The organism is Baekduia soli (assembly GCF_007970665.1).
Taxonomy (GTDB): Bacteria; Actinomycetota; Thermoleophilia; order Solirubrobacterales; family Solirubrobacteraceae; genus Baekduia; species Baekduia soli.
The window spans coordinates 1,604,562-1,626,635 of record NZ_CP042430.1; the positions used below are offsets into that span (position 1 = coordinate 1,604,562).

17 protein-coding genes and 2 riboswitches are annotated in these 22,074 nt (G+C 69.9%); of the genes, 10 read left to right on the forward strand and 7 right to left on the reverse strand.

Features of this window, described 5'->3' with window-relative positions:
* Position 1: 1 nt before the first annotated feature.
* Positions 2–2,119, reverse strand: coding sequence for a hydantoinase/oxoprolinase family protein (locus FSW04_RS07415; protein WP_146917863.1), 2,118 nt, complete (start codon positions 2,117–2,119; stop codon positions 2–4).
* 439 nt (positions 2,120–2,558) lie between these two features.
* Here FSW04_RS07415 and FSW04_RS07420 point away from each other — a divergent pair, with 439 nt between their 5' ends.
* The 5 genes from FSW04_RS07420 (at position 2,559) to FSW04_RS07440 (ending at position 7,215) form a co-directional block, all read left to right on the forward strand.
* Entirely contained in the window at positions 2,559–3,710 is a 1,152-nt protein-coding gene (locus FSW04_RS07420) for an ABC transporter substrate-binding protein (protein ID WP_187369327.1), read from the forward strand.
* A 104-nt stretch (positions 3,711–3,814) separates the two neighbouring features.
* Positions 3,815–4,702, forward strand: a complete 888-nt coding sequence (locus FSW04_RS07425; RefSeq protein WP_146917868.1) for a branched-chain amino acid ABC transporter permease — start codon at positions 3,815–3,817, stop codon at positions 4,700–4,702.
* On the forward strand, positions 4,699–5,748 hold the full coding sequence (locus FSW04_RS07430; protein WP_146917870.1) for a branched-chain amino acid ABC transporter permease: 1,050 nt from the start codon (positions 4,699–4,701) through the stop codon (positions 5,746–5,748). Before FSW04_RS07425 ends, FSW04_RS07430 begins: the two co-directional genes overlap by 4 nt.
* Positions 5,745–6,524, forward strand: coding sequence for an ABC transporter ATP-binding protein (locus FSW04_RS07435; protein WP_146917872.1), 780 nt, complete (start codon positions 5,745–5,747; stop codon positions 6,522–6,524). Before FSW04_RS07430 ends, FSW04_RS07435 begins: the two co-directional genes overlap by 4 nt.
* Positions 6,511–7,215, forward strand: coding sequence for an ABC transporter ATP-binding protein (locus FSW04_RS07440; protein ID WP_146917874.1), 705 nt, complete (start codon positions 6,511–6,513; stop codon positions 7,213–7,215). The genes FSW04_RS07435 and FSW04_RS07440 overlap by 14 nt, the downstream gene beginning before the upstream one ends.
* A 719-nt stretch (positions 7,216–7,934) precedes the next feature.
* Here FSW04_RS07440 and FSW04_RS07445 read toward each other — a convergent pair.
* From FSW04_RS07445 to FSW04_RS07470, 6 genes are all read right to left on the reverse strand, one after another.
* Positions 7,935–9,962, reverse strand: a complete 2,028-nt coding sequence (locus FSW04_RS07445) for a S8 family peptidase (protein WP_187369328.1) — start codon at positions 9,960–9,962, stop codon at positions 7,935–7,937.
* Between the two features lie 5 nt (positions 9,963–9,967).
* Complete coding sequence (locus FSW04_RS07450; RefSeq protein ID WP_146917879.1) at positions 9,968–10,618, reverse strand: hypothetical protein; 651 nt, start codon at positions 10,616–10,618, stop codon at positions 9,968–9,970.
* A 9-nt stretch (positions 10,619–10,627) separates the two neighbouring features.
* Positions 10,628–10,707, reverse strand: a riboswitch (cyclic di-GMP riboswitch).
* 555 nt (positions 10,708–11,262) lie between these two features.
* On the reverse strand, positions 11,263–11,976 hold the full coding sequence (locus tag FSW04_RS07455; protein ID WP_146917881.1) for a Crp/Fnr family transcriptional regulator: 714 nt from the start codon (positions 11,974–11,976) through the stop codon (positions 11,263–11,265).
* Positions 11,977–12,084: 108 nt separating this feature from the next.
* Positions 12,085–13,458, reverse strand: coding sequence for a phosphomethylpyrimidine synthase ThiC (gene thiC / locus FSW04_RS07460; RefSeq protein WP_148673247.1), 1,374 nt, complete (start codon positions 13,456–13,458; stop codon positions 12,085–12,087).
* Positions 13,449–13,557, reverse strand: a riboswitch (TPP riboswitch). It overlaps the preceding gene by 10 nt.
* 150 nt (positions 13,558–13,707) lie before the next feature.
* A complete protein-coding gene (locus FSW04_RS07465; RefSeq protein ID WP_146917885.1) occupies positions 13,708–15,339 on the reverse strand; it encodes a sigma-70 family RNA polymerase sigma factor in 1,632 nt (543 codons plus the stop codon).
* Positions 15,340–16,367: 1,028 nt separating this feature from the next.
* On the reverse strand, positions 16,368–16,943 hold the full coding sequence (locus FSW04_RS07470) for a hypothetical protein (RefSeq protein WP_146917887.1): 576 nt from the start codon (positions 16,941–16,943) through the stop codon (positions 16,368–16,370).
* A 250-nt stretch (positions 16,944–17,193) separates the two neighbouring features.
* Here FSW04_RS07470 and FSW04_RS25765 point away from each other — a divergent pair, with 250 nt between their 5' ends.
* The 5 genes from FSW04_RS25765 to FSW04_RS07500 all read left to right on the forward strand — a co-directional run bounded on the left by FSW04_RS25765 (position 17,194) and on the right by FSW04_RS07500 (position 21,965).
* A complete protein-coding gene (locus tag FSW04_RS25765) occupies positions 17,194–18,531 on the forward strand; it encodes an efflux RND transporter periplasmic adaptor subunit (protein ID WP_187369329.1) in 1,338 nt (445 codons plus the stop codon).
* Positions 18,528–19,238: an ABC transporter ATP-binding protein gene (locus tag FSW04_RS07485; protein ID WP_146923569.1), complete on the forward strand. Its 711-nt coding sequence runs from the start codon at positions 18,528–18,530 to the stop codon at positions 19,236–19,238. Before FSW04_RS25765 ends, FSW04_RS07485 begins: the two co-directional genes overlap by 4 nt.
* Entirely contained in the window at positions 19,235–20,449 is a 1,215-nt protein-coding gene (locus tag FSW04_RS07490) for an ABC transporter permease (protein WP_146923571.1), read from the forward strand. The genes FSW04_RS07485 and FSW04_RS07490 overlap by 4 nt, the downstream gene beginning before the upstream one ends.
* Entirely contained in the window at positions 20,446–21,087 is a 642-nt protein-coding gene (locus FSW04_RS07495; RefSeq protein WP_146917889.1) for a hypothetical protein, read from the forward strand. Before FSW04_RS07490 ends, FSW04_RS07495 begins: the two co-directional genes overlap by 4 nt.
* Before the next feature lie 500 nt (positions 21,088–21,587).
* Positions 21,588–21,965 (forward strand): DUF488 domain-containing protein, encoded by a 378-nt coding sequence (locus tag FSW04_RS07500; RefSeq protein WP_146917891.1) that lies wholly within the window; start codon positions 21,588–21,590, stop codon positions 21,963–21,965.
* Positions 21,966–22,074: the final 109 nt, after the last annotated feature.

The following is a 22,074-nucleotide window of genomic DNA, read 5'->3' on the forward strand; positions in this document are numbered from 1 at the left end:
CCTAGGTCCGCGGGGTGATGACGACGTTGCCGTGATCGTCGACGTTGCCCACCTGTCCGGGGCCGATGACGATGTTCGTGTCCTTCATCTCGACGATGGCGGGGCCGTTGAGGTGCGCGCCCACCTGCAGCGCGCCCTCGTCGTAGACGTCGGCGTCCTGCCAGCCTCCCTCGTACATCCGGTCCCGTCGGATCGGCGCGACGGCGGTGCCGCCGCTCTGGGACGTCTCCCGGAAGGCGGGCCGCGAGAGCCGGCCGGTGGCCACCACGCGCCAGTTGACGAACTCGACGCCGGCGGCGGTGAACGCGGAGCCCTCGCCGAAGCGCAGCTCGTAGTCGCGCACGAAGTGCTGGACGAGAAGGTCGAGGTGCGGGGGCTCGAGCGGGAAGTGCGGGATCTCCACCGTCAGCTCGTGGATCTGGAAGCGGAAGTGCATGTCGACGAAGCGGTCGATCCTGATGTCGTCGGCGCCCAGGCCCTGCTCTTCGAGCAGCGCAACGGCATCCCGCTCCAGGGTGCCGACGATCGCGTTGACGTCGGACGCGTCGACATAGGGCGCGGCGTCCGACGTTCCCGCCGGAGTCATGAACGAGCGCGAGAGCTCGCGCGTCACGACGAGGTCGGAGGCCAGGATGCCGAAGGCCGAGTGCACGGACGCCGTCACCGGGACGATGATCTTCTTGACCCCGAGGCCGGCGCCGTAGGAGTAGGCATGGACCGGGCCCGCGCCGCCGAACGCCACGAGCGCGAACTCACGTGGGTCGAAGCCTTTGTGCACGGTGACGGTGCGGATCAGGTCGGCCATACGGGCATCGACGATGCGTTTGATGCCCTCGGCCGCGTCCTCGACGGTGATGCCGAGGGGCACGGCGACGCGCGAGCGGACCGCCTCCACCGCAGCATCTCGATCCAGTCGCTTGCGCCCGCCCAGGAAGGAGTCGGGGTTGATCAAGCCGAGCACCACGTCGGCGTCGGTGACGGTCGGCTCGGTGCCGCCTGCGCCGTAGCAGGCCGGCCCGGGGACCGCTCCCGCACTCGTCGGGCCGACCATGAGCGCCCCGCCCTCTACCCGCGCGATGCTGCCGCCGCCCGCCCCGACCGTCTCGACGGCCACCGTCGGGATGCCGATCGGCTGGTTGTCGATGAAGGAGCTTGACTGCAGCAGCGGCCGGCCGTCGACGACGAGGCCGACGTCGAAACTGGTACCGCCCATGTCCGTCGTCACGACGTTGGGCTCACGGATCGTGTCAGCGACGTAGCGCGAGCCGACGACCCCACCGACAGGGCCGGACAGCAGAAACGACACCGGATGCTCACCGGCGCGTGACACCGACGTCACGCCGCCGTTGGACTGCATGAGCAGCGGCTCGTGCGCGAGGCCCTCGTCCGTCAGGCGGCCGGTGATCGACGCCGTGACACGGCTCACGAGTGGGCCGAGGTAGGCGTTGACGACCGTGGTCACGCCGCGCGCGTACTCGTTGATCCGGGCGAGCACCTCGGACGAGGTCGAGACGTAGATGTGCGGCGCCTCCTCGCGGATGAGCTCGGCCACGCGCTGCTCATGCGCGGGGTGGGCCGTGCACCAAAGCAGGCATACCGCGATCGAGTCGACGCCGGCCTGGACGAGCTCACGGATCGCCACGCGCGTGCCCGCCTCGTCGAGTTCGATCAGCACACGGCCTCTCGCGTCGACGCGCTCGGACACCTCCCGGACCAGCTCACGCCCTAGGAGCGGCTGCTTCTTGACGAAGTGCCGGAAGTCCTTGAGCTCGTCCTCGTCGAGGCCGAACCCCTTGTAGCCGCGCATGATGAACAGCGTGTCGCCGAAGCCCGCCGTGTGGATGACGCCGGTCCGTGCCCCGCGCCGCTCGATCAGCGCGTTCGTCGCGACGGTCGTCCCGTGGGAGAACACCCGGAGGCGCCCGATGAACTCCTGCACCGAAAGGCCGAGCTCGCCGGCGGCCAGCTCGAAGGTCGACAGGACGCCGCGAACGAGGTCGTCCGGGGTCGTGGGCGCCTTGAACCGGCGGACCGCGCCGTTGCTGTCGGCGACCACCGTGTCAGTGAACGTACCTCCGATGTCGGAGGCGGCAAAGAACCCGTCTGCGCTGCTCTGCATCGTGCTCCCATGTCCGGGACGGTCATACCCGAGGTCGGTCCGAGCCCCGGGGCGGGCGGAACGTATCAGCAGCCGCCCCGCTGACCGCCCAAGCATCTCAAGCGCTCCGGGTGGTGCCGCGACATCTGTCGATCGTTGAATCGCTCCCGGCTACCGGTGTCGGTCGCCGAACTGCTGTCCGGGCATTCTGCACGTTGCTGACTAGTGGAACTGCTGATCGGGTCCGGTGCTCCTTGACTTGCGATTCGGAGCGGGCATAGCCTCGAGATCGAGGCGTGGTCCATGAAGTCGTATGCCTCGAAGGTGCTTACCGGAGGCGGCGCACTGCGCCCTCCACGGTCGGTGCATTCACCGTTCGAACAGAAGAGGGATTGCTCTTATGCGTCTGCGAACCGGTCCAACGACCGTGTTGTCGGTTACTGCTGCGACCGTTGCGCTCATGGCGGCCGGGTGCGGCGGCTCGAGCTCATCCTCTTCGGGCGGCTCGGGCGGCGGCGGCGGTGGGGGCGGCACGGTCAAGGTCGCGGCCATCAACTGGGCCGAAGGACCCGTCAAGGACCTCGGCGACGCCGAGAACAACGGCATCCAGCTCGCGTTCGACGAGCAGAACGCCAAGGGCGGCGTGCAGGGCAAGAAGATCGTGCTCAAGCGCTACGACGAGGGCTATGCCGCTGACACCTTCATCCCTTCGGCACGCAAGGCGATCGCCGATGGCAACGTCGCGCTCATCGGAGGGCAGGAGGTTGCAGCGTGCTCGGCCATCGTGCAGGTTGCGCGGACGAAGAACGTGCCGGTCATCGCCTCGGTGTGCGGCAGCGCCGGTAAGACGATGGACGGGTATGACCGTTCGATCCTCATGCGCGTCCCGGGCGAGGGCGGCCTGACCGCTCTGGGCCAGTGGATCGCCGACCAAGGGTACAAGAAGGTCCAGTTCATCGGCGCCGACACCGCGTTCGACCGGCTGACCATCGACATGTTCAAGAAGGTCTTTCAGAAGAAGGGCGGCATCACGTTTGCCAACCCGATCTTCGCGCCGTTCTCCTCGGCCAACAACCGTGTCCAGATCACGAAGGCGGTCGCCAGCAAGCCGGATCTGCTCTACATGGGCATCTTCGGGCACGACATCGTGGTCAACGGTGTCAAGGACGCACGGGCCGCCGGCTACAAGGGGCCGATCGTGATCAACGAGGCGGCCTTCCTGCAGCCCGAGGCCGACGCGCTCGGAGCGGATGGCAACAACGTCTACGGCTCAACGGGCTGGGTGAATGATCCCAGTCACGAGAGCGCCACGGCGAAGAAGTTCGCCACAGATTTCAAGGCGAAATTCGGCACCGATGCCGAATGGCTGGCCGAGAACGGTTATACCGCCGGCAAGGCCTTGATCGCCGCCATGGATCTGGCCAAGTCCACCGATCCGAACAAGTTCGGCCCGGAGCTGCGCAAGATCAAGATCCAGACCGTCAATGGCGACCCAGTGACGATCGGGCCCGACGGCAACCGCATCGCCAAGAACTGGTACCTGCTCAAGAGCACCAACGGAAAGATCGGACTCGGGGCGACCCTTCCCCTGACGTGTCAGGCCTCCTGCTGAGCCGGAAGGGCGTCATCGCGTGTCGAGTGCCCTCCATCCGGCAGGTTCCGGGCGGAGGGCACCGTACCCTCACGTTCAATACACCCATCCCATGAGATGACTCCATGAATTGGCACATCTTCGGTCAGCAGCTCTGGAACGGCGTGCTCAATGGTGCCATCTACGTGCTGTTCGCCAGCGGGGTGAGCCTGATCTTCGGGGTCATGCGCGTGATCAACATGGCACATGGTGAGGTGGCCATGCTCGGCGCGATGAGCATGTACGAGCTCATGGCCAAGGTCGGGCTCGGGTTCTGGCCATCGGTCGTGATCACGCTGGTCGCGGCCGGGGTCATCGGGGCGGTCGTCAATCGGATCGCCGTCCAGCCCGTCGTCAAGAGCTCGCAGCTGAACGTCCTGCTCACCACGCTGGCGTTGAGCATCGTGCTCGTCGAGGGTGCCACCGCCGTCCTCGGAAGCGATACCAAAGGGATCAAGGTCCCGTACCGTCACGTGTTCCATCCGTTTGGATTGAACATCCCGATGTCGGGCATCCTCGTGCTGATCCTCATGGTGGCGGCGATGACCGGGCTCTTCCTGTTCCTGGCCCGGACGCGGTTCGGGCGCATGGCCCGGGCGACCGGAGAGAACACGTTCGGTGCCCAGGTGGTGGGCATCAACACGCGACGGGTCTACGACTACACCCTCGCGCTCGGATCCCTCCTGGCTGGCCTGGCCGGTGTCGCCGTGATCCTGACGTCTGACGCGACCCCGACGCTCGGCCAGCCGCTGCTGCTGATCGGCTTCGCCACGGTGATCGTGGCAGGGATCGGGAGCATCAGCGGCGCCGTGGTGGTGGGCATGTGGTTCGGGATCACCGGGGCGATGTTCGGGCAGTACGTATCATCGACCTACAGCGAGGCCTACATCTACGCGACGATGATCGTCGTGCTGCTGCTCTGGCCCCACGGTCTGTTCGGCCAGCGCCGCGCCAACCCGCTCATCGCGGCATGAGGCGCATCGCCGCGGCGGTCCCGGTTGTGGTGGTTGCCGTCCTTGCTCTGCTCGCGCCGTCGATCGTGGGAACGGACTACTACGTGAGCCTGCTGGTGACGTTCGTCGTCGTGGCCATCGCTGCGCTCAGCCTCGACATCGTCATCGGGCACATGGGTCAGTTCTCCTTCGGCCACGCGGCATTCTGGGGTATCGGGGCCTACGCCTCGGCAAAGCTGACCTACAACGAGGGCTTCCCGGTGTGGCTCGGTGTGCTGTGCGCCATCTTGATGAGTGGGCTGGCCGGACTCGTCGTGGGTCTGGTGGTGCTCAAGCGCAATCGCGGCCTCGAGCTCGCGATGGTCACGCTGGGGCTCGGCGTGCTGCTGGCCACGGTCGCCGGCCTGGAGTTCAATTTCACGGGCGGTGAGGCCGGGATCCTCGGCATCCCGCCTTTGACGTTCCTGGGGTTCGATGCCATCACGCCGACTCGGCAGTACTTCTTCGTCCTGGTGATCCTCGTCGTCGTGGTCTATCTCATGTCGCGCGTATCGGCCTCGCGGTTCGGTCGCGCCGTACACAGCCTGAGGGAGGGGGAGCATCTCGCGGCGTCGATCGGGATCCGTGTGGCGCCGACGTACGCGCTGGCCTTCGCGGGGGCGGCGGCGCTCGGCGGGCTGGCGGGGGCACTGTACGGGCACACGCTGGGCTATGTCTCGCCGACGTTCTTCAACCTCACGTTCATGTTCGAGTTCCTGATCATGGTCGTGGTGGGCGGGTCCGGGACGCTGGGCGGCCCTATTCTGGGCGCTGGTCTCTACGTGGCGGTGACCGAGATCTCGCGCAATATCTCCGAGGAGAGCCGACTGCTGATCTTCGGGGTCATCCTGTTCTTCGTCGCCGTGTTCCTGCCTCGTGGCCTGTACCCGACGCTGAAGAGCGGCGTGGTGAGGCTGATCGATCTCGTTGCACCGCCGCCGGGACCGCCGGGCGCCGACGTGTCGCCGACGTCGGCCGACGGGACGAGGGCAGTCGCCGCGACCGGCGCGCGGGGTGATCTGGGGTGACGACGCTGCTGGAGACCCATGGGCTGACGAAGCGCTTCGACGGTCTGTTGGCCGTCGACGACCTGGATCTTCGCGTCGACGAAGGGGAGATCTTCGGGCTGATCGGCCCCAACGGCTCGGGCAAGACAACGACGTTGCATCTGTTGACCGGATTCCTGCGGCCCACCGGGGGAACGGTCCGCTACGAGGGCCGAGAGGTGGAGCGGCTGCGTCCGTCGGTGCGCGCATCCCAGGGTCTCGTGCGGACCTTCCAGCTCACCAACGTGTTCTTCACCTTCACGGCGCTGGACAACGTCCGCCACACGCAGCATCTGCACGCATCGGACTCCGTACTGAGCTCGATCTTCCAGACGCCCGGCTATCGCGCTGAGCGGCGCCGTCTGAGAGCCCGTGCACATGAGTTGCTCGAGCTTGTCGGGCTGGCTCCTGAACGTCGCGATGTCCTGGCCGGCAATCTCAGCGCCGGCGAGCAGCGCCGCCTCGAGGTGGCGATGGCCCTGGCCGCCGATCCCCGGCTGCTTCTCCTCGACGAGCCGGCGAGCGGCCTCAACATCGAGGAGACGCAGGAGCTTGAGGGCGTCGTGACGGAGCTTCGCGACCGCGGTATCACGGTCATCCTCGTGGAGCACAACATGCGCATGGTCCTGGGACTGTGCACGAGGATCGCCGTCCTGAACTTCGGCAGCAAGATCGCCGACGGCACCCCGGCCGAGATCTCCGCCGACGAATCCGTGGTCACCGCCTACCTGGGGGCCCGGCGCGATGCTCAAGGTTGACGATCTCATCGTCCGCTACGGCAAGGCACAGGCGCTGCACGGCGTCTCGCTGTCGGTCGACGAGGGGGAGATGGTCGCCCTGCTCGGGCGCAACGGCGCCGGGAAGTCCACGTTCCTGCTCGCCGTGTCGGGTCTCGTGCCTGTCGCTGGCGGGACGGTGACGTTCAATGGCAGCGAGATCCAGGGCGTGCCGCCCCACCAGATCGTCCACGCGGGCATCAGTCACGTCCCGCAAGATCGCGAGCTGTTCGGCAGCCTCACCGTCCTGGAGAACCTCGAGCTGGGGGCTGCCGACAACCCGGCGCGCACGGTGCTGCGCGAGCGCATGGACCGCGTCTTCGAAGAGTTCCCACGTCTCGCCGAGCGGCGCGGTCAGCGCGCCGGAACCCTCAGCGGCGGTGAGCAGCAGATGGTGGCCATCGCTCGCGCCCTCATGGCCGAGCCAAAGCTCCTGCTCCTGGACGAGCCGTCCACCGGGCTGGCGCCGATCATGGTCGATCAGGTCGCCGAGGTGATCCTCGCGCTGAGACGCACCGGGCTGAGCGTCCTGCTTGTTGAGCAGAACACGCACCTGGGTCTCGAGCTCGCGGACCGAGCCGTGATTCTCGAGTCTGGCCACGTCAGCGCCCGAGGCACGTCCGACGAGCTCGCGGCGGATGACTCCGTCCGGCGGGCATACATGGGCGTCTGATCCTGGCGGGTGACCGCGCGGAGGCCGTCGAAGGCGGGGACACAGCACCGACGGCGACGCACTCGTGGCCGGAGCTCAGGCGCGCGCGGAGCGCAGCAGCAGGTCGATCTGGTCGCGGGCGTGGTCGGGCGCGCCCGGCCCGCGGCGATGCTCATCCTCGTGGTCGGGGCGTTGCGGTGGTTGACCAGACGGGCGCGCTCGATGGTCTGGATGCGCTGCCGGCGTGCGACCAGGGCGGGTGAGGGCCTCCTTGGAGGCTGGGTGGTGCTGAAGCCCCAGGCTCATCAAGACGTTGGGCAAGATCGGCGGCCGAGCGGGCAGGCAGGTCACCGGCATCGCACGCACGGTGCGAAGCAACGGACCACTCCCAAAGGGTGCGCGCGCGAGGCGCGGACCGAGGCGACCTCCCACCCGATCGTCACCAGCCGCCGGGCGGCCTTCTGCGCTGGTCCTGACCCGGAGCGGTTGCGCGCGTCGATCTCGGCTGGAGTGGTTACGGACGACGATGGGCAGGACACGGCGACGGGGTCGAGGCTGACGGTCGTGTCCGTCGTCGTGTCGGTGACGGTGACGTCGATGCTGCTGGCGTCGCGCGGGGTCGACGGCGAGAGTGGCGGCGGCGAGGTGGCCGGCAGGGGCACGCGGACGTGCGGGCCAGACGCCCGGGTTGCGGGCGTCGCGATCTCGATGGTGTGCTGGCCCCCGATTGACCCGATGGTTCACGGCGTGCGAACGCGGCGGCGAGCGATCGCTGAGGCTTCGTGCGCCAGTGGGCGCAGCGTGGCGGTGACGAGCAGGGCTGGTGCTGAGCGGAGCCTGGGGCCGAGGGCGACCGTCGAGGTCCACGAGCCTTGACGCGATCTGCCTCGCATCGTTGCGCAGCTTCTGGCCGCCCCGGGGGCGCACACGCGGACGGTCAGGCGTCCGGCGGTGCTGGAGGTTCCCGCCACGCGGAGGGCGGTTCGTCCTCGCGGATGAGTTCGCCGCACGATCAGCAGCCGGATGGTGGAGGGGCGCAGTGCCTGCCGTGGCACGGCATCACGAGTCGGCCAGATGAGCGTGGACGGTGAGAGCGTCTCGGTCGGTTGGTCGGCTGTCGGCGACGGGGAGGACGGCAGCACGGGGGCCGAGACGGAACCGGTCAAGGTGCTGAAGGCCTGCCGGGTGCCTGCTTCGTTGGACCCGTTGAGCGCGGCCCGCAGCGTCCGGCCGGACAGCTCGGGGCCGAGGATCAACGTGGGCTCGGTCGCACTGGTCAGCGTCTGGCAGTCATCGCCCTGCGGGCTGCACGACTGCCAGCTCCACGTGGTGCTGGTGGCGTCCTGGAAGCTTCCGCCCTGGGCGGTCAGCGTCTGACCAATCACCGGTTCGCCCGCGATGGTCGGGATGCTGGTGATGGTGGGCAGAGGCATGGAGGCCGCGGCCTGTCCGGAGATGAGCGACAGCAACGCTGATGCGTCGAGCGTGCCGCCGGCGACGGTCCGTCCCGCCATGTCGGCAGTCGGTCGGGCGGAGGCGATCAGGGCGCTGCGGATGGCCGACGGGGTCGCGGAGGGCGCGAGGGCTTTGGCCAGCGCGACGGCGCCGGCGACGTGCGGGCTGGCCATGCTGGTCCCGCTCATGTACACCAGGCCCCCGCCTGGTGTCCAGGAACGGATGTCCTGACCGGGCGCGCCGAGGTCAACGCTCGTGGCGCCGAAATCGGAGAACGATGCGAGGCCGCCGGTGTTGGTCGACGCGGCGACGCAGACAACGTTGCTCAAGGTGTAGGAGCACGGGTAGTGCGGCGTCTGCTCGACGTTGGCGGCGTCGTTGCCGGCCGCGGTGACCAGCATCACGTCGGGATGGCGGCTGATGGCGTCACGGAGGTAGGTGCTGTCGGTGGTGCCGCTGAGGCTGGCGTTGACGACCTGCGCGCCCTCGCGCGCGGCATAGTCGAAGCCGTCGGCGACAGCGCTGACGTAGCCCGAGCCGGAACCGTCGAGCACCTTGACCGTCAGCAATCTGGCCTGGGGCGCAACGCCGACGATACCGGAGCGGTTGTCGGCGGCCGCGACGGCGGTGCCCGAGACGTGGGTCCCGTGGCCGTTGTCGTCGGAGATGTTGGTGGTGTCGGTGACAAAGCTCCAGCCGTGGACGTCATCGACCTTGCCGTCGGCGTCATCGTCGATGCCGTTGCCGGGAATCTCGGCGGGGTTGGTCCACGCGTTGGTGGCCAGGTCGCCGATCGTGAGGTCGGCGCCGGTGTCGAGCACGGCCACGGTGGCGCCGGCGCCCCGTGTGCGGTCCCACGCGTCGAGTGCGCGGATGTCCTGCCCGGGCGTCCCGGGTTGGCCGTTGATCGTCTGGCCCGTGTTCGACAGTCCCCACAGGCTCGAGAACGCCGGATCGTTGGGGGCCGCTGTCGTCACGGCGACGCGCTCGTCGACTTCTGCGTAACGCACGCTCGGGTCGCGGCGAAGCGCGCGCAGTGCGCCGGCGGGGTCCTCGGCGAGGACCGCTTCGGCCCCGGGCAGCGCCAACGCCTTGAGCGCGACGGCACCGGCACGCGAGCGGGCTTCGACGCGTTGATCGGCACGAGCGGCGGGATCGAAGCGCACGATCAGGCGTCGGCTGGCGGCAGCGTTGTCGCTGAAGACGAGCAACCCCCCGAAGAGGGCGATCAGGCCCCCGACGAGGCGGCTGCGCCGCCGCGTCGGCTGGGGGCCGCGGCGACGGCGCCGGGCCGTCGCCGCGGTCGGGCTCACGCGCGTCAGCTCGCCGTGCTGGTGGGCGGCGCGGCGGTCGCCGGGTCAGTCGTGCTGGGGTCGCTTGTGGCGGGATCGGCCGTGGCCGGAGCGGTCGTGCTGGGATCGGGTGCCGGCGTCGTCTCGTCCGGGCGGTCGGCCAAGAGCCGCACCGCGGCCTTGACACACTGGCTGAACGGCGTGCCCTTCTGGCCGGCGACGTGCTTCTTGGACGCCGTCTTGCACGCGGCTGTCGGCGAGACGGCACTGCCGGAGGCGATCTTGGCCAACGCGGTCACGCACTGGCTGAAGGCCGTGCCCTTCTGGCCGGCGACGTGCTTCTTGGACGCCGCCTTGCAGTAGCTGCCGTAGGCCGTGGTCGCTGCACCGGTGGTCGCCGCGCCAGCGCCCGAGGAGACCGACGACGCGGGGGCGTTCGTCGCCAGCTGCGTGGATCCGGGGTTGTCGGTGCCGGTGGGATGGTCGCCCTGCGACGGGTGACCGTCGGCGGCCGGGTGCTGGACCGGGGTGGACGGCGGACTCGACGGCAGTCCGGCGGGAGCATGGGCCTGCGCAGCCGCCGGGAGGGTCGCGGGCGGTCCGGCGGCGTTGGCGACACCGAGCGGGAGGGCGAGCGCCGCGGACAGTGCGGCCGCCGCGAGGTACGTGGTCTTCACGAGGTGCTCCTGGGTGACTGGGCGACCTTCCGTAGGAAAGGTCCCTGGCTTTGCGTCCCCGCCTCACGACGGGTTTGCCTTGTATTCCGAGGTTTGATGCCTCTGGATCTACAACGCCCCACCGAGCCGAGGGTCAGGACCGGTCTCCCAGGCTGCGCTGCAACTCGACCATTCGTCCAGTCAAGTGGTACTGGCCCGTCGAACGCTTCAGGCGACTGGCACCCAGGCGCCATCTCCAAGATCCGATCCCTGTTGAGCGTGCACGTGCCCTCGGCAGCGGTCGACTCGGTGCATGGGCCGAAGTGGTTGACCGCGCCGGACGGGTCGATCGCGTCGACCTGCCCTGCGGTCCCGTTGCCCAGCCGGCGTGAGGCCGGTCTTGCCGAGCCGCTCGATGCCGACCTGCTGCCAGCAGAACTGGCTCACGCTCGTACCGCCGGGCTTGTTGGCCGAGCAGTCGGTCTGCCTGATCGCGCGTGACACGAAGATCCTGGACCGGCGACGGACCGGCGGAGGCCGGAATCAGTGTGTGGACGTGGATGTACGATCGCCCGAAGTGACCAGCGTCAGGTCGTCCGGCCGTGACGCTGTTCGTCGGTGACCCATCGGTGTCGCTACGGGCGCGCAGAATGGGGCATGCTTGGTCACAGGAGTTCAGGGAGTGTGGTGTGTGGATCGCCGTGCAGTAGCCATCCGTGGTCGTGGCGCTGTAGATCTCCCTGCTTGGTGAGGATCCCGATGGCGGTGGTCACCGATGGTCGGCGGGCGGCCACGAGCTTGGCGATGGTCTCGTGGGTCAGCTCAAGTGGCACGTGGACGCCCTGGGGCGTCACGCGACCCCAGCGATCGGCCAGCATCCACATCAGGGTGAGGATCCGCGCGTCAATCCGGGGTACCTGCGCGATGGTGCACTGCATGGAGACTTGTCGTGAGCGGCGCACCATGCGTTGGACCAGCACGTCCAAGATCGACGGCCAGCGTCCTGCGATCGCGGCAAAGCGCCGGTCAAGAACGACGGCGCTGGCGGGCTCCAGCACCGTCCATGACGCCCGGACGGTGCCCGATCCGCGGGTCGCGTCGTCGTCCCAGGGACGGATGATGTCGCCTTGGCCCAGGAGTTCTGTGGTTGACCGGTTGGCCAGATGGAGGTCGCGGGTGATCACGCCGTCCAGAACGAGAAGCCCGACAGCCGGGGGGATGGTTGCGTGCTCGGGCAGCCTCGCGGCAAGCGATCCCGTGGGCAGGCGCTGCAGGGTCACCACCACATGGCGGCGGGCGATCTCGCGCGCATCGCCATCCAGGCCGGCGCCCATCTCCGGATCGGCATCGAGAACAGAGATCAGAGAAGGTCGTTTCATCGGGTGTACTCGTGGCGGCGTTCGCCGCGGCCTGTGACGGTGTCGACGTCGTCTACGTGCTGCAACAGCAGACGGGGTCGGTTGGGCAGTCTGGACAGGGGCTGTGGGTCAGTCGGTGGCCAGCGCACGCTGGTGCTTGCGCTCGGCGACGACGGCTTGGATGGCCTCCCAGTCGACGTTGCGGAAGTTGTGCATGGGGCAGTACTTCGGGCCGCACATCGAGCAGAACTCGGCGGTCTTGAAGTAGTCGTCGGCCAGCGTGGCGTCGTGCATCGACCGCGCGGTATCGGGGTCCAGCGCCAGCTCGAATTGGCGGTTCCAGTCAAACGCAAAGCGCGCCTGGGAGAGCTCGCGGTCCCACTGGGCGGCGCGGCGGTTGCCGCGGGCCAGGTCGGCGGCGTGTGCGGCAATGCGATAGGCGATCAGACCCTGCTTGACGTCCTGGGCATCGGGCAGACCGAGGTGCTCCTTGGGCGTGACGTAGCAGAGCATCGAGGTGCCGTGCCAGCCCACGATGGCCGCCCCGATGGCCGAGGTGATGTGGTCATAGCCCGGGGCGATGTCGGTCACCAGCGGGCCGAGCGTGTAGAACGGCGCCTGATGGCAGACCTCTTGCTGGCGAGCCACATTCATCTCCAGCTGGTCGATCGGGACATGCCCGGGGCCCTCGACCATCACCTGCACATCGCGTGCCCAGGCCCGCTCGGTCAGCTCCCCGAGCGTGGCCAGCTCGGCAAACTGCGCCGCGTCGCTGGCGTCAGCGATCGACCCGGGACGCAGCCCGTCGCCCAGCGAGATCGTCACGTCATGTGCGCGACAGATCTCCAGGATCTCGTCAAAGACCTCATAGAGCGGGTTCTCGCGCCGGTGGTGGACCATCCAGCGCGCCAGCAGCCCCCCGCCGCGCGAAACGATCCCGGTGACCCGGTGCTGGCACAGGGGCAGGTGCTCCAGCAGCAGACCCGCATGGACGGTCATATAGTCCACGCCCTGACGGGCCTGGTGTTCGATGACCTCCAACAACAGGTCGGCCGTGAGGTCCTCGGCGCTGTTGACGCGCTCCATGGCCTGATAGATCGGCACCGTGCCGATCGGCACCGTCGCGCGAGCCAAGATCGCCTCGCGCGTCGCGTCGATGTGCCTGCCCGTCGACAGATCCATGACCGTGTCGGCCCCCCAGCGCTCCGACAGCACCAACTTGGTCACCTCCTCGTCCGTCGACGAGGTCGTCGGAGAGCTGCCGATGTTGGCGTTGATCTTGACCCGAGCCCGCAGACCGATGGCCATCGGGTCCAGCGCCGCGTGATGCACGTTGGCGGGAATGACCATCCGTCCCCGTGCGACCTCACCACGAACGACGTGCTCGGCCAGATGCTCCCGCTCGGCCACGCGGCGCATCTCCGCACTGACGATCCCCTCGCGCGCCAGACGCATCTGCGTGCGGCACTCGGTCTCGACCACAAACGACGTGCGATACGGCATCGGGCTCCCTTCGCTGGCATGACCCAGAGCAGGTTCGGCGGGTCGACGCTAGGAAGCGCCCTCTCAGCCCCTCACACAGGGACCCCCCGGATTCAATGTCGCGGCAGCATAACCGCCAATCCACTCCGTAGTCGCCGTGACGCCGGTCCGCTTGCCATCGAGCAGGCCGGGGTTACGTGCTGGGCCGACGGATCCGCCGGTGTTTTCCGCGGCGTCGTCCGGCGGTGGTCGAGGAGCCGTCGTGAGCGCCTATGGGTCCTTATGGCGTCGCGGGGCCCGAGGCGGGCGGCGGGTGAGTCCCTTGGGACGCCGAGGCCCGGGTGGTGCTGCCGTCGGCGTCGTCACCGCGGGCGAGGCGGGGACAGCCGCGCCGGGCTGGAACCCCTGTGGAGCCCGGGCCGAGCCAGACGGCGTCAAAGCCGGGGTGTGGTCGCTCCCCGCCGTAGCCTGGAGGCCGCTCCCGGTGCCGTGATCATCGCCGGCGGGCGCACCCGGCGGGGCATGTTGGGCCTTTGCGCCGTCCGTCGGGGCGGTGCTCTGCGCCGGCGCGTGACGGTTGCCTGCCGAGCCGGCGCGGCGTCCCGACGGAGACGTCGTCGTGGCCGGTGAGCGCTGCGAGCCGGGCACGACGGCGCGGGCCGTCCGACCGGCCTCAGCGCCGTCGTGGCCAGAGCCGGCATGCATGCCGGGGATGGTCGCGACCGGGGTTGAACTCCGGGTGGCAGGACGCGACGACATCGTGTTTCCACCAGCATCTGCCGGGCCGGGCGCCGAGCGCGTTGCGGACTGCGGCACACCGCCCGGCGGACCCATGCGCTGACCCCTGCCGAGCGAGTCGCGCACGTGCGCAGAGGTGATCCCAGCCGGCCCGGACTCGGAGCCTGATGCATGAGGGCGCGTCCCGCTCGGCGCGGCGACGGGAGCCTTCGCGCCGGCGGCTGGAGCAGAGCCGAAGATCTGTGAGACGGGCGGCGCGGCGATGGCCCCGCCGGTGGCCGTCACCGCCACCGCTGCGGCCAACGCCACCTTCCCCGTCACGGTCGCCACCATGCCGGTCGAGGCCGATGACGCACCGAGAGCGCCCGAGCTCTTCGCACCGGCGCCCAGCAGATGAGCGGCCATGGCGGCGCCTGTGGCCAGCGGAAGGGGCGGAGCAAGCAGGGCGAGCTCTCCTGGGCGTCGCTGCAGATCGGACTGGAAGGCCTGGCACATCACGCAGGACCGCAGGTGCGAGCGGAGACGGCGTCCTCGCAGGACGCGCTTGTCGCCGTCAGAGAGCGCGCGCCGGCACGGCTCGCACTCCATCTCGCGTCCCTCGCGGTGCTCCAGGAGCGCGACGCGGGCCTCGAAGATCGTCTGCTTCACGGCGCGCGGCGAGGACTCAAGCACGACCGCGATCTCCTCGTGGCTGAGGCCGCTGAGCTCGCGCAGCACCAACGCCTCTCGCTGACGCTCGGGCAGCTCGTCGAGATCGCCGCGCAGCTCGGCCAGCTGCTGCCGGAGCTCGACCACCCGCTCCATGGCATCGCCGCCGATCTCGCCGGCCTCGCCCAACTCGCACGTGCTGCGGCGTCGGCGCAGCAACGAGATCGACTCGTTGTGCGCGATCCGGAACAGCCACGGCCGCAACTCGAAGTCGCGGTCCTCGTGCTGCAGCGCCGCAAACGCCCTCGCCATCGTGCTCTGCAGCGCGTCGCAGGCGTCCTCGTCGTGATCGACGATCGACCGGCAGTAGCGATAGAGCGCCTGATGGTGTCGCTCGTAGACGACGGCGAAGGCCGCCTCGCTGCCCCTCGCTGCCCGCGATCGCAGCGCACCATCGCCACGACGGCGAAGAACCACCGGCGCCAAAGCAGGCGACGCGATCGAGGACGACGACACACCTCACGGTATCGGCAACGTCGCCGCCAACCCGTAGTCAGGTTCGACATGCAGACGGACGCGGCCCGGGCCCGAAGCCCTTCGGCACCAGGAAAGACGTCCTGGGCCCCTCGTGATCCGGTCGCGCCTGACGGGCCGATCTGGTGACCGCGGCGCCGGCCGGACCACCGTCGCCTCGACGTCCGCCCGGTCCCGACCAACGCCGGCCGCACCACCGGCTCCCCCCGGGTCGGGCGGAGCCAGGAGGAACTCGGTCCCGGAGCGAGGTGGCGGATCGAGTCGGCCGATCGCGCCGCCCGGGCGACCGCCGGTCGCCTCCAAGCCGGCCCAGGACCTCGGCACCGCTCCCCTCAGCACCACAACGACGGCCGCGGACGATGCCGTCGCAGCAATTCGTCTAATCCATCGGCGTGCCATGCCGTCTATGGCCGTTGATTCGGCTTCGTCCTGAAGAGCCGCGCACGTGGGCACTGACAGGTCCGGCCGGCCACTCCGTCGGTGCCCGACGCATCTGGGCGCCAGTCCACCCACGAGGTGGCGTTCGATGATGCGGCCGGTGAGCGGTCGTGGCATGGCGACGTCGCCGAGCCAATCCCGGCACGAAAGACGGATGACGGGACCGCCCGCGCCTTCGCGATCGCCCCATAGGGCGATGGCGCGCACGCGTCCCATCGCCTTGCGTTGCGGGCTTTTCGGGCGCGCTGGCCGGCGGTCGGACCTGCTGCGGTCGGCCGTGCGGGCCAGGCCACGGAACGAACGACGGATCCGAACGACGGATCATGCCGCCGTCATCGCCACTCCGAGCACCGGCCGAGCTGTAAAGCTTGTATTTCCAGGCCTTACGGCGATGGGCGCCGCGGTGGGTTCGCCGGCGCTCGCTGTTGGCGTCCGCTGCGGCCGGTCCGCCGCAATGGGGCCATTTCGACCGCGTTACGGCACCGCTGCCCAAACGCGTACGGACCGAGAAGACACGAGAGGTCAGCCGGCCTGCCGCCCGGCGGCTGGACGCGCCGCCGCGGACGACCGGTCTAGGTCTGGCCGGCAGGTGCGTTCGCGGGCGGCGCGCCACCAGCGGGCGGCCCCTGCGGCAGCTTGGACTGGCAGGCGTTCAGAGCCTTGGTGACCTTCGGGTCGCTGCGGTCGAGGGAGCCGAGCGCACGGAAGCCCTGCGAGGCGTCGATCTTCAACCCCTTGCTCTTGATGCAGCTCAGGTAGGCAGTGAAGACCTGCGCGTTGGGTCCCTGGCCGTTGCCGGGGCCGGCGAGGCGGCCCCGGCCCCGTGGGCGGTACTTCGCGCAAGCCTGAAAGGCCTTGCGAGTCTTCGGGTCCTGGGCCCCGAACCCGCCGCCACCCGGCCCCGGCGGCGTACCGGTGCTCGGAGGCGCGCCGGTTGGCGGTGGCGTGGCACTGGAGGGCGGCGTGCGGTCGGGAAGCGTCACGCCCTGGTCGGCGAGGCACTGGCGGAACTTGGCGCGCGACGCGTTGCCGCCCGTGGTCGTGGAGGCGTCGGCTTGCGATGAAGAGGACGACGACGAGCCGCCGCAGGCGGTGAGCGCGACGGCGGCGACGGCCAGCACGGACAGGGGCACGAGGCGGACGACCATGATCCATGGAGTGAGCCGCGCGTTCCCGAGAGCAGCCTGAGAGTTCGCTGGGGGATCCTCAGGAAGCTCTCAGGCTCCTGTCAGGTCCCGCTCATGGTCGGGGGCGAGCGTGCCGGCTCGCATGGCTCGAGCACTTCGATCCCCGCTCACCCTCGTCCTGCTCGCGACGGCCGTTGGGCTCGTCGTCGTGGCAGTGATCGTCGTCGGTCCCGAGACGACAGCGTCCGCTACGCGCGAGCGCGTTGTGACCGTGAGCAAGGGCGTCGTGCAGTCGACGGTCTCCGGCAGCGGCAACCTCGCGCCGGCCAGCACGATGAACTTGGACTTCGGCGCCTCGGGCAAGGTCACCAAGATCTACGTGCACGAGGGCGAGCACGTCACCCAGGGTCAGCTGCTCGCTCGCATCGATCCGTCTTCCGCGGAGGCGGACCTCGCAACCGCCCGGGCCAAGCTCGCCGAGGCGGAGGCGACGCTGGCCGACGTGCAGTCAGGGTCCTCGTCGTCGTCGTCGACGCAGACCGGGTCGGCGACGAGCACCGGCACGGCGGCGGCGATCGCTGTGGCCGCCGCCTACACGTCGTCGTCCGCGACGCCCGCGAGCACCAGCACGCCGGTGAGCACGGAGACCCCGGCGCCGGCCACGACGACGAAGACCACCACATCGAGCGCGCCGCAGGCGGCGCCGAGCGCCCGGTCCTCGGGCGGCTCGGCCAACCCTGCCGCTTCCCCGGGAAGCGGCTCCGCGTCGGGCGGCGGCTCGGGCCAGAGCGAGGCATCGGCGGCTGCGGCGGTGCAGAGCGCGCAGGTCGCGGTCGACCAGGCCGAACAGGCGGTCACGGCCACCCAGCTGCGCGCGCCCGCCGCCGCAACCGTGTCGGCGATCAACGGTGCCGTCGGCGACCAGGTCGGCGGCTCGTCCGCCAGCGGCGCGGCGGCCAGCAGTTCGTCCTCGTCGAGCGCGTTCATCACGCTCGTGCAGCTGAGCCGGATGCACCTCCAGGTCAGCCTGAGCGAGTCGGACATCGGCAAGGTGAAGGTCGGCCAGCCCGCGACGATCACCATCAACGCCGCGTCGGGCGAGACGGTCGCCGGCAAGGTCAGCTCAATCGGTGTGCTGTCGTCCTCCTCGAGCTCCTCGTCCGGGGCGGGGGGCGCCCTCGGCGGGAGCAGCACCTCCAGCGGCGCGGTCAGCTACCCGGTCGACATCGTGCTCACCCAGACCACAGGCGGCCTGAAGGCCGGGATGAGCGCCACGGCCGACATCGTCACCTCGCAGGTCTCGGGCGTCGTCGTGCCCACGCAGGCGCTGCGAGGCTCGAGCGTCACGGTCGTCAGCGGCGGCAAGCGCGCGGCGCGCCAGGTGCAGACGGGCATCGCGGGCGACTCGACGACGCAGGTCCTCAGCGGGCTGCAGGCGGGCGACCAGGTCGTCGTGACCTCGACGACGGCCAGTGCGGCCGGTGCGACCGGCGCGACGAGCGGCGCCAGCCGCACCGGCTTCGGCAACCGCTTCGGCGGCGGTGGGCTGGGCGGCGGCCTCGGCGGCGGCGCCGGGCCGCCCGGCGGCTTCCGGGGAGGGGTCCGGTGAGCGCGCCCCCGCCGGTCATCGCCGTCGAGGACGTCCGGCGGACCTACCACGTCACCGACGACCTGGCCGTCCACGCGCTCGACGGCGTCTCGCTGCGCATCGCAACGGGCGAGTACGTCGCGATCATGGGCAGCTCGGGCTCGGGCAAGAGCACGTTGATGAACATCCTCGGGTGCCTCGACGTGCCGACGTCCGGGCGCTACCTCCTCGACGGCGTCGACGTACGCGTACTGGACGAGGACGAGCAGTCCGACCTGCGCAACCGCAAGATCGGGTTCGTCTTCCAGGCCTTCAACCTGGTCCCGCGCACGACGGCGCTCGCCAACGTCGAGCTGCCGTTGACCTACGCGGGGCTCGGTCGCGGCGAGCGCCGCCGCCGGGCGCTCCACGCACTGGAGACGGTCGGCATGGGACCGCGCGTGCACCACCTGCCTTCAGAGCTGTCAGGCGGCCAGCAGCAGCGCGTCGCGGTCGCCCGGGCGATCGTCACCAACCCCTCGCTGATCCTCGCCGACGAGCCGAGCGGCAACCTCGATTCGCGTTCCACGGCGGACGTGCTGCGCGTCTTCGACGAGCTCATCGTCGAGGGCCGAACGATCGTGCTCATCACCCACGAGCACGACGTCGCCGAGCGCGCCGACCGCGTGGTGCACCTGGCCGACGGCCGCGTTATCTCCGACCAACGAACGGCGAAGGCGGCTGCGTGAGCGTCGCGGAGATCGCGCGGGTCGCGCTCGGCGGTATCCTGGCCAACAAGCTGCGCTCGGGCCTGACGATCCTCGGCATGACGATCGGCGTGGCGGCAGTGATCATCCTCGTCGCGGTTGGCAACGGCAGCAAGCACCAGGTGCAGGCGGGCATCCAGGCGCTGGGCAGCAACGTCCTGCTGGTGCAGGCCGGCGGTGTTCGCGGCGGGCCCGGCTTCTTCGGCGGCGGCGGGATCACCCTCACCGAGAAGGACGCGACCGCTCTCCAGGACCGGTTCGAGGCACCCGACGTCAAGAGCGCCTTGCCGGTCGTCAACGGCTCCGCGACGCTCGTGGCCGGCTCGGTCAGCTACCAGCCGTCCTCGCTCGTCGGCACGCGGCCCGCCTATGCCCAGGCGCGCGACTACAGCGTCGCCGACGGTGCGATGTTCACGAACAGCGACGTCACGCACCACCGGCGCGTCGTGGTCATCGGCCCCACGGTCGTCAGCAACCTGTTCTCCGGGACCGATCCCGTCGGCCAGGCCGTCCGCGTCAACGGCACGTCGTTCACCGTCGTCGGCGTGACCAAGTCCAAGGGGTCGAACGGCGTCCAGGATCAAGACGACGTGGTCATCGCGCCGCTCACCTCGGTCCAGGACACGCTCACCGGGTACGGATCGATCAATCAGATCGTCGTGCAGGCCCGCTCGGAGGGTGCCCTGAACGCCGCGCAGTCCGAGGTCACCACGATCCTCTCCGGTCGTCACCACGTGAGCGACCCCACCAACCCGGGCTTCCAAGTCATCAACCAGGGGTCGATCCTCGAGACCTCCGACCAGGCGACCCGCGTGTTCACCACGCTGCTGGGCGCCGTCGCCGCGATCTCGCTGCTCGTCGGCGGCATCGGCGTCATGAACATCATGTTGGTCAGCGTCACCGAGCGAACTCGCGAGATCGGCATCCGCAAGGCCGTCGGCGCGCGGCGCTCTGACATCCTGAGCCAGTTCCTGACCGAGGCGGTGCTCGTCTCGATGCTCGGCGGCATCGCCGGTGTCGTCGTCGGCGTGGTCGGCAGCCGCTTCCAGATCGCCGGCGTGCAGCCGGTGATCGCCCTGTACTCGATCCCGCTGTCGTTCGGTGCGGCCGTCCTGGCCGGGCTGTTCTTCGGCACCTACGCGGCAGGCCGCGCCGCGCGCCTGCGTCCCATCGACGCCCTCCGCTTCGAATGACCGATCCGCAGACCACCGATCCCACGCTCGTCCTCGACGACGACCCCTACGCCGACGGCTACGAGGAGCCGCTCCCGCCGCCGCGGCCGCGCCGCCGCATCGTGACGCCGGTCACCGGCGCGCTGGCAGCGGTCGTGCTCGTCGCCGCCGGCTTCATCGCCGGCGTGCAGGTGCAGAAGGGCCAGGAGTCCTCGGCAAGCGGCGCACCCAGTGGGCTGCGAGCGTTCGCGGCCCCCGGCGCCGGACAGGGCCGGCAGGGCGCCGTGCCCGGCACGCAGGCCGCTGGCGGCGACGCCGGCGCCACCCCGACTGTCGGCACGGTCGCCAACACCCGCGGTTCGACGCTGTACGTCGTCACGAACGCCGGCACAACGATCCGCGTACGCCCCCAGAAGGGCTCGACGGTCACCCGCACGACCAAGAGCCACGCCTCCGCGGTTCACCCGGGCGACACGGTGATCGTTCGCGGAACGACCGCCGCAGACGGCACGCTGAAGGCCACCTCGGTCACCGCGACGGCCGCCAACGCCGGCTCTGGCCTCGGCGCGCTGTTCGGCACCGGCGGCGGCACGCCGCCCGGCAACAGCGCGGCGCCCTCCGGCGCGCCTCAGGGCTTCGGCCCGCCGCCCGGCGGCTAGCTGACGTGCCTCGGGACGTTCCGAACGTCTGGGGCGAGAGGCGCGCCGGGCCCGGCCGGTCTTCCTCGACAGCGCGAGCAGATCATCGCGCTCCTGGACGCGGCCACCGAGCTCGACGCCGCGCCGCAGGCGCGCACCGCGGGCCGCCGCGCGCTGATCGCCACGCCGGCCTGCGCATCGGCGAGGCGACCGCGTTGCGCTGGGACATGTCGGCCTCCCCCACGGCCGCATCACCGTCCGCGCTTCCAAGACCGAGGCCGGGATCCGCGACGTCGACATGCTCGCGGCGCTGCGCGACGAGCCCGCGATCCACCATGCAAACGCGCGCGCCGGGCGGGAGGACCTCGGCTTTCGACCTCGGCGGGCAGCCGCCGCTGCCCAAGGGCGTCAGCGTCCACAAGTTGCGCCATACGTTCACGTTGATCCTCTTCGTCCGCGGTGTCGATCCGCCGATGTTGCGACGCTAGGGGCATACGGCAACGGTCCCGCGAGGAGCTCTGATGGATATTCGCTTGAAGCGCGCGTATGACCCCGCCGAAGACGCGGACGGGTATCGAGTGCTGATCGATCGGCTGTGGCCGCGCGGGGTGTCACGCGATCGGGCAAGGCTGGATGGCTGGGAGAAGGAGCTGGCGCCGACCACGGAGTTGCGGCAGTGGTTCGGCCATGAGCCGAGTCGCTTCGAGGAGTTTCGCCGTCGGTACATCGATCAGCTGCGTGAGCATCCCTCGCTGCTGACGGCGCTGCGCCGTCGGGCGCGCGACGGCACGCTGACCCTGGTCTTCGCTGCTCACGACACCGAGCACAACGATGCCGTCGTCCTCGCCGAGGTCCTCCGGCGCGGTCTCCCGCAGCGAACCACCCGAGAGCAGCCGTAAGAATCGCCGGGCGGTGGACGCTAGAGCGGTGTGCCCCGCCCTGCGCCACACGTCACGAGCAGCACGCTGGCGGTTGCCGCCACGACGCCACCGGCCGCCGAGCTGATGG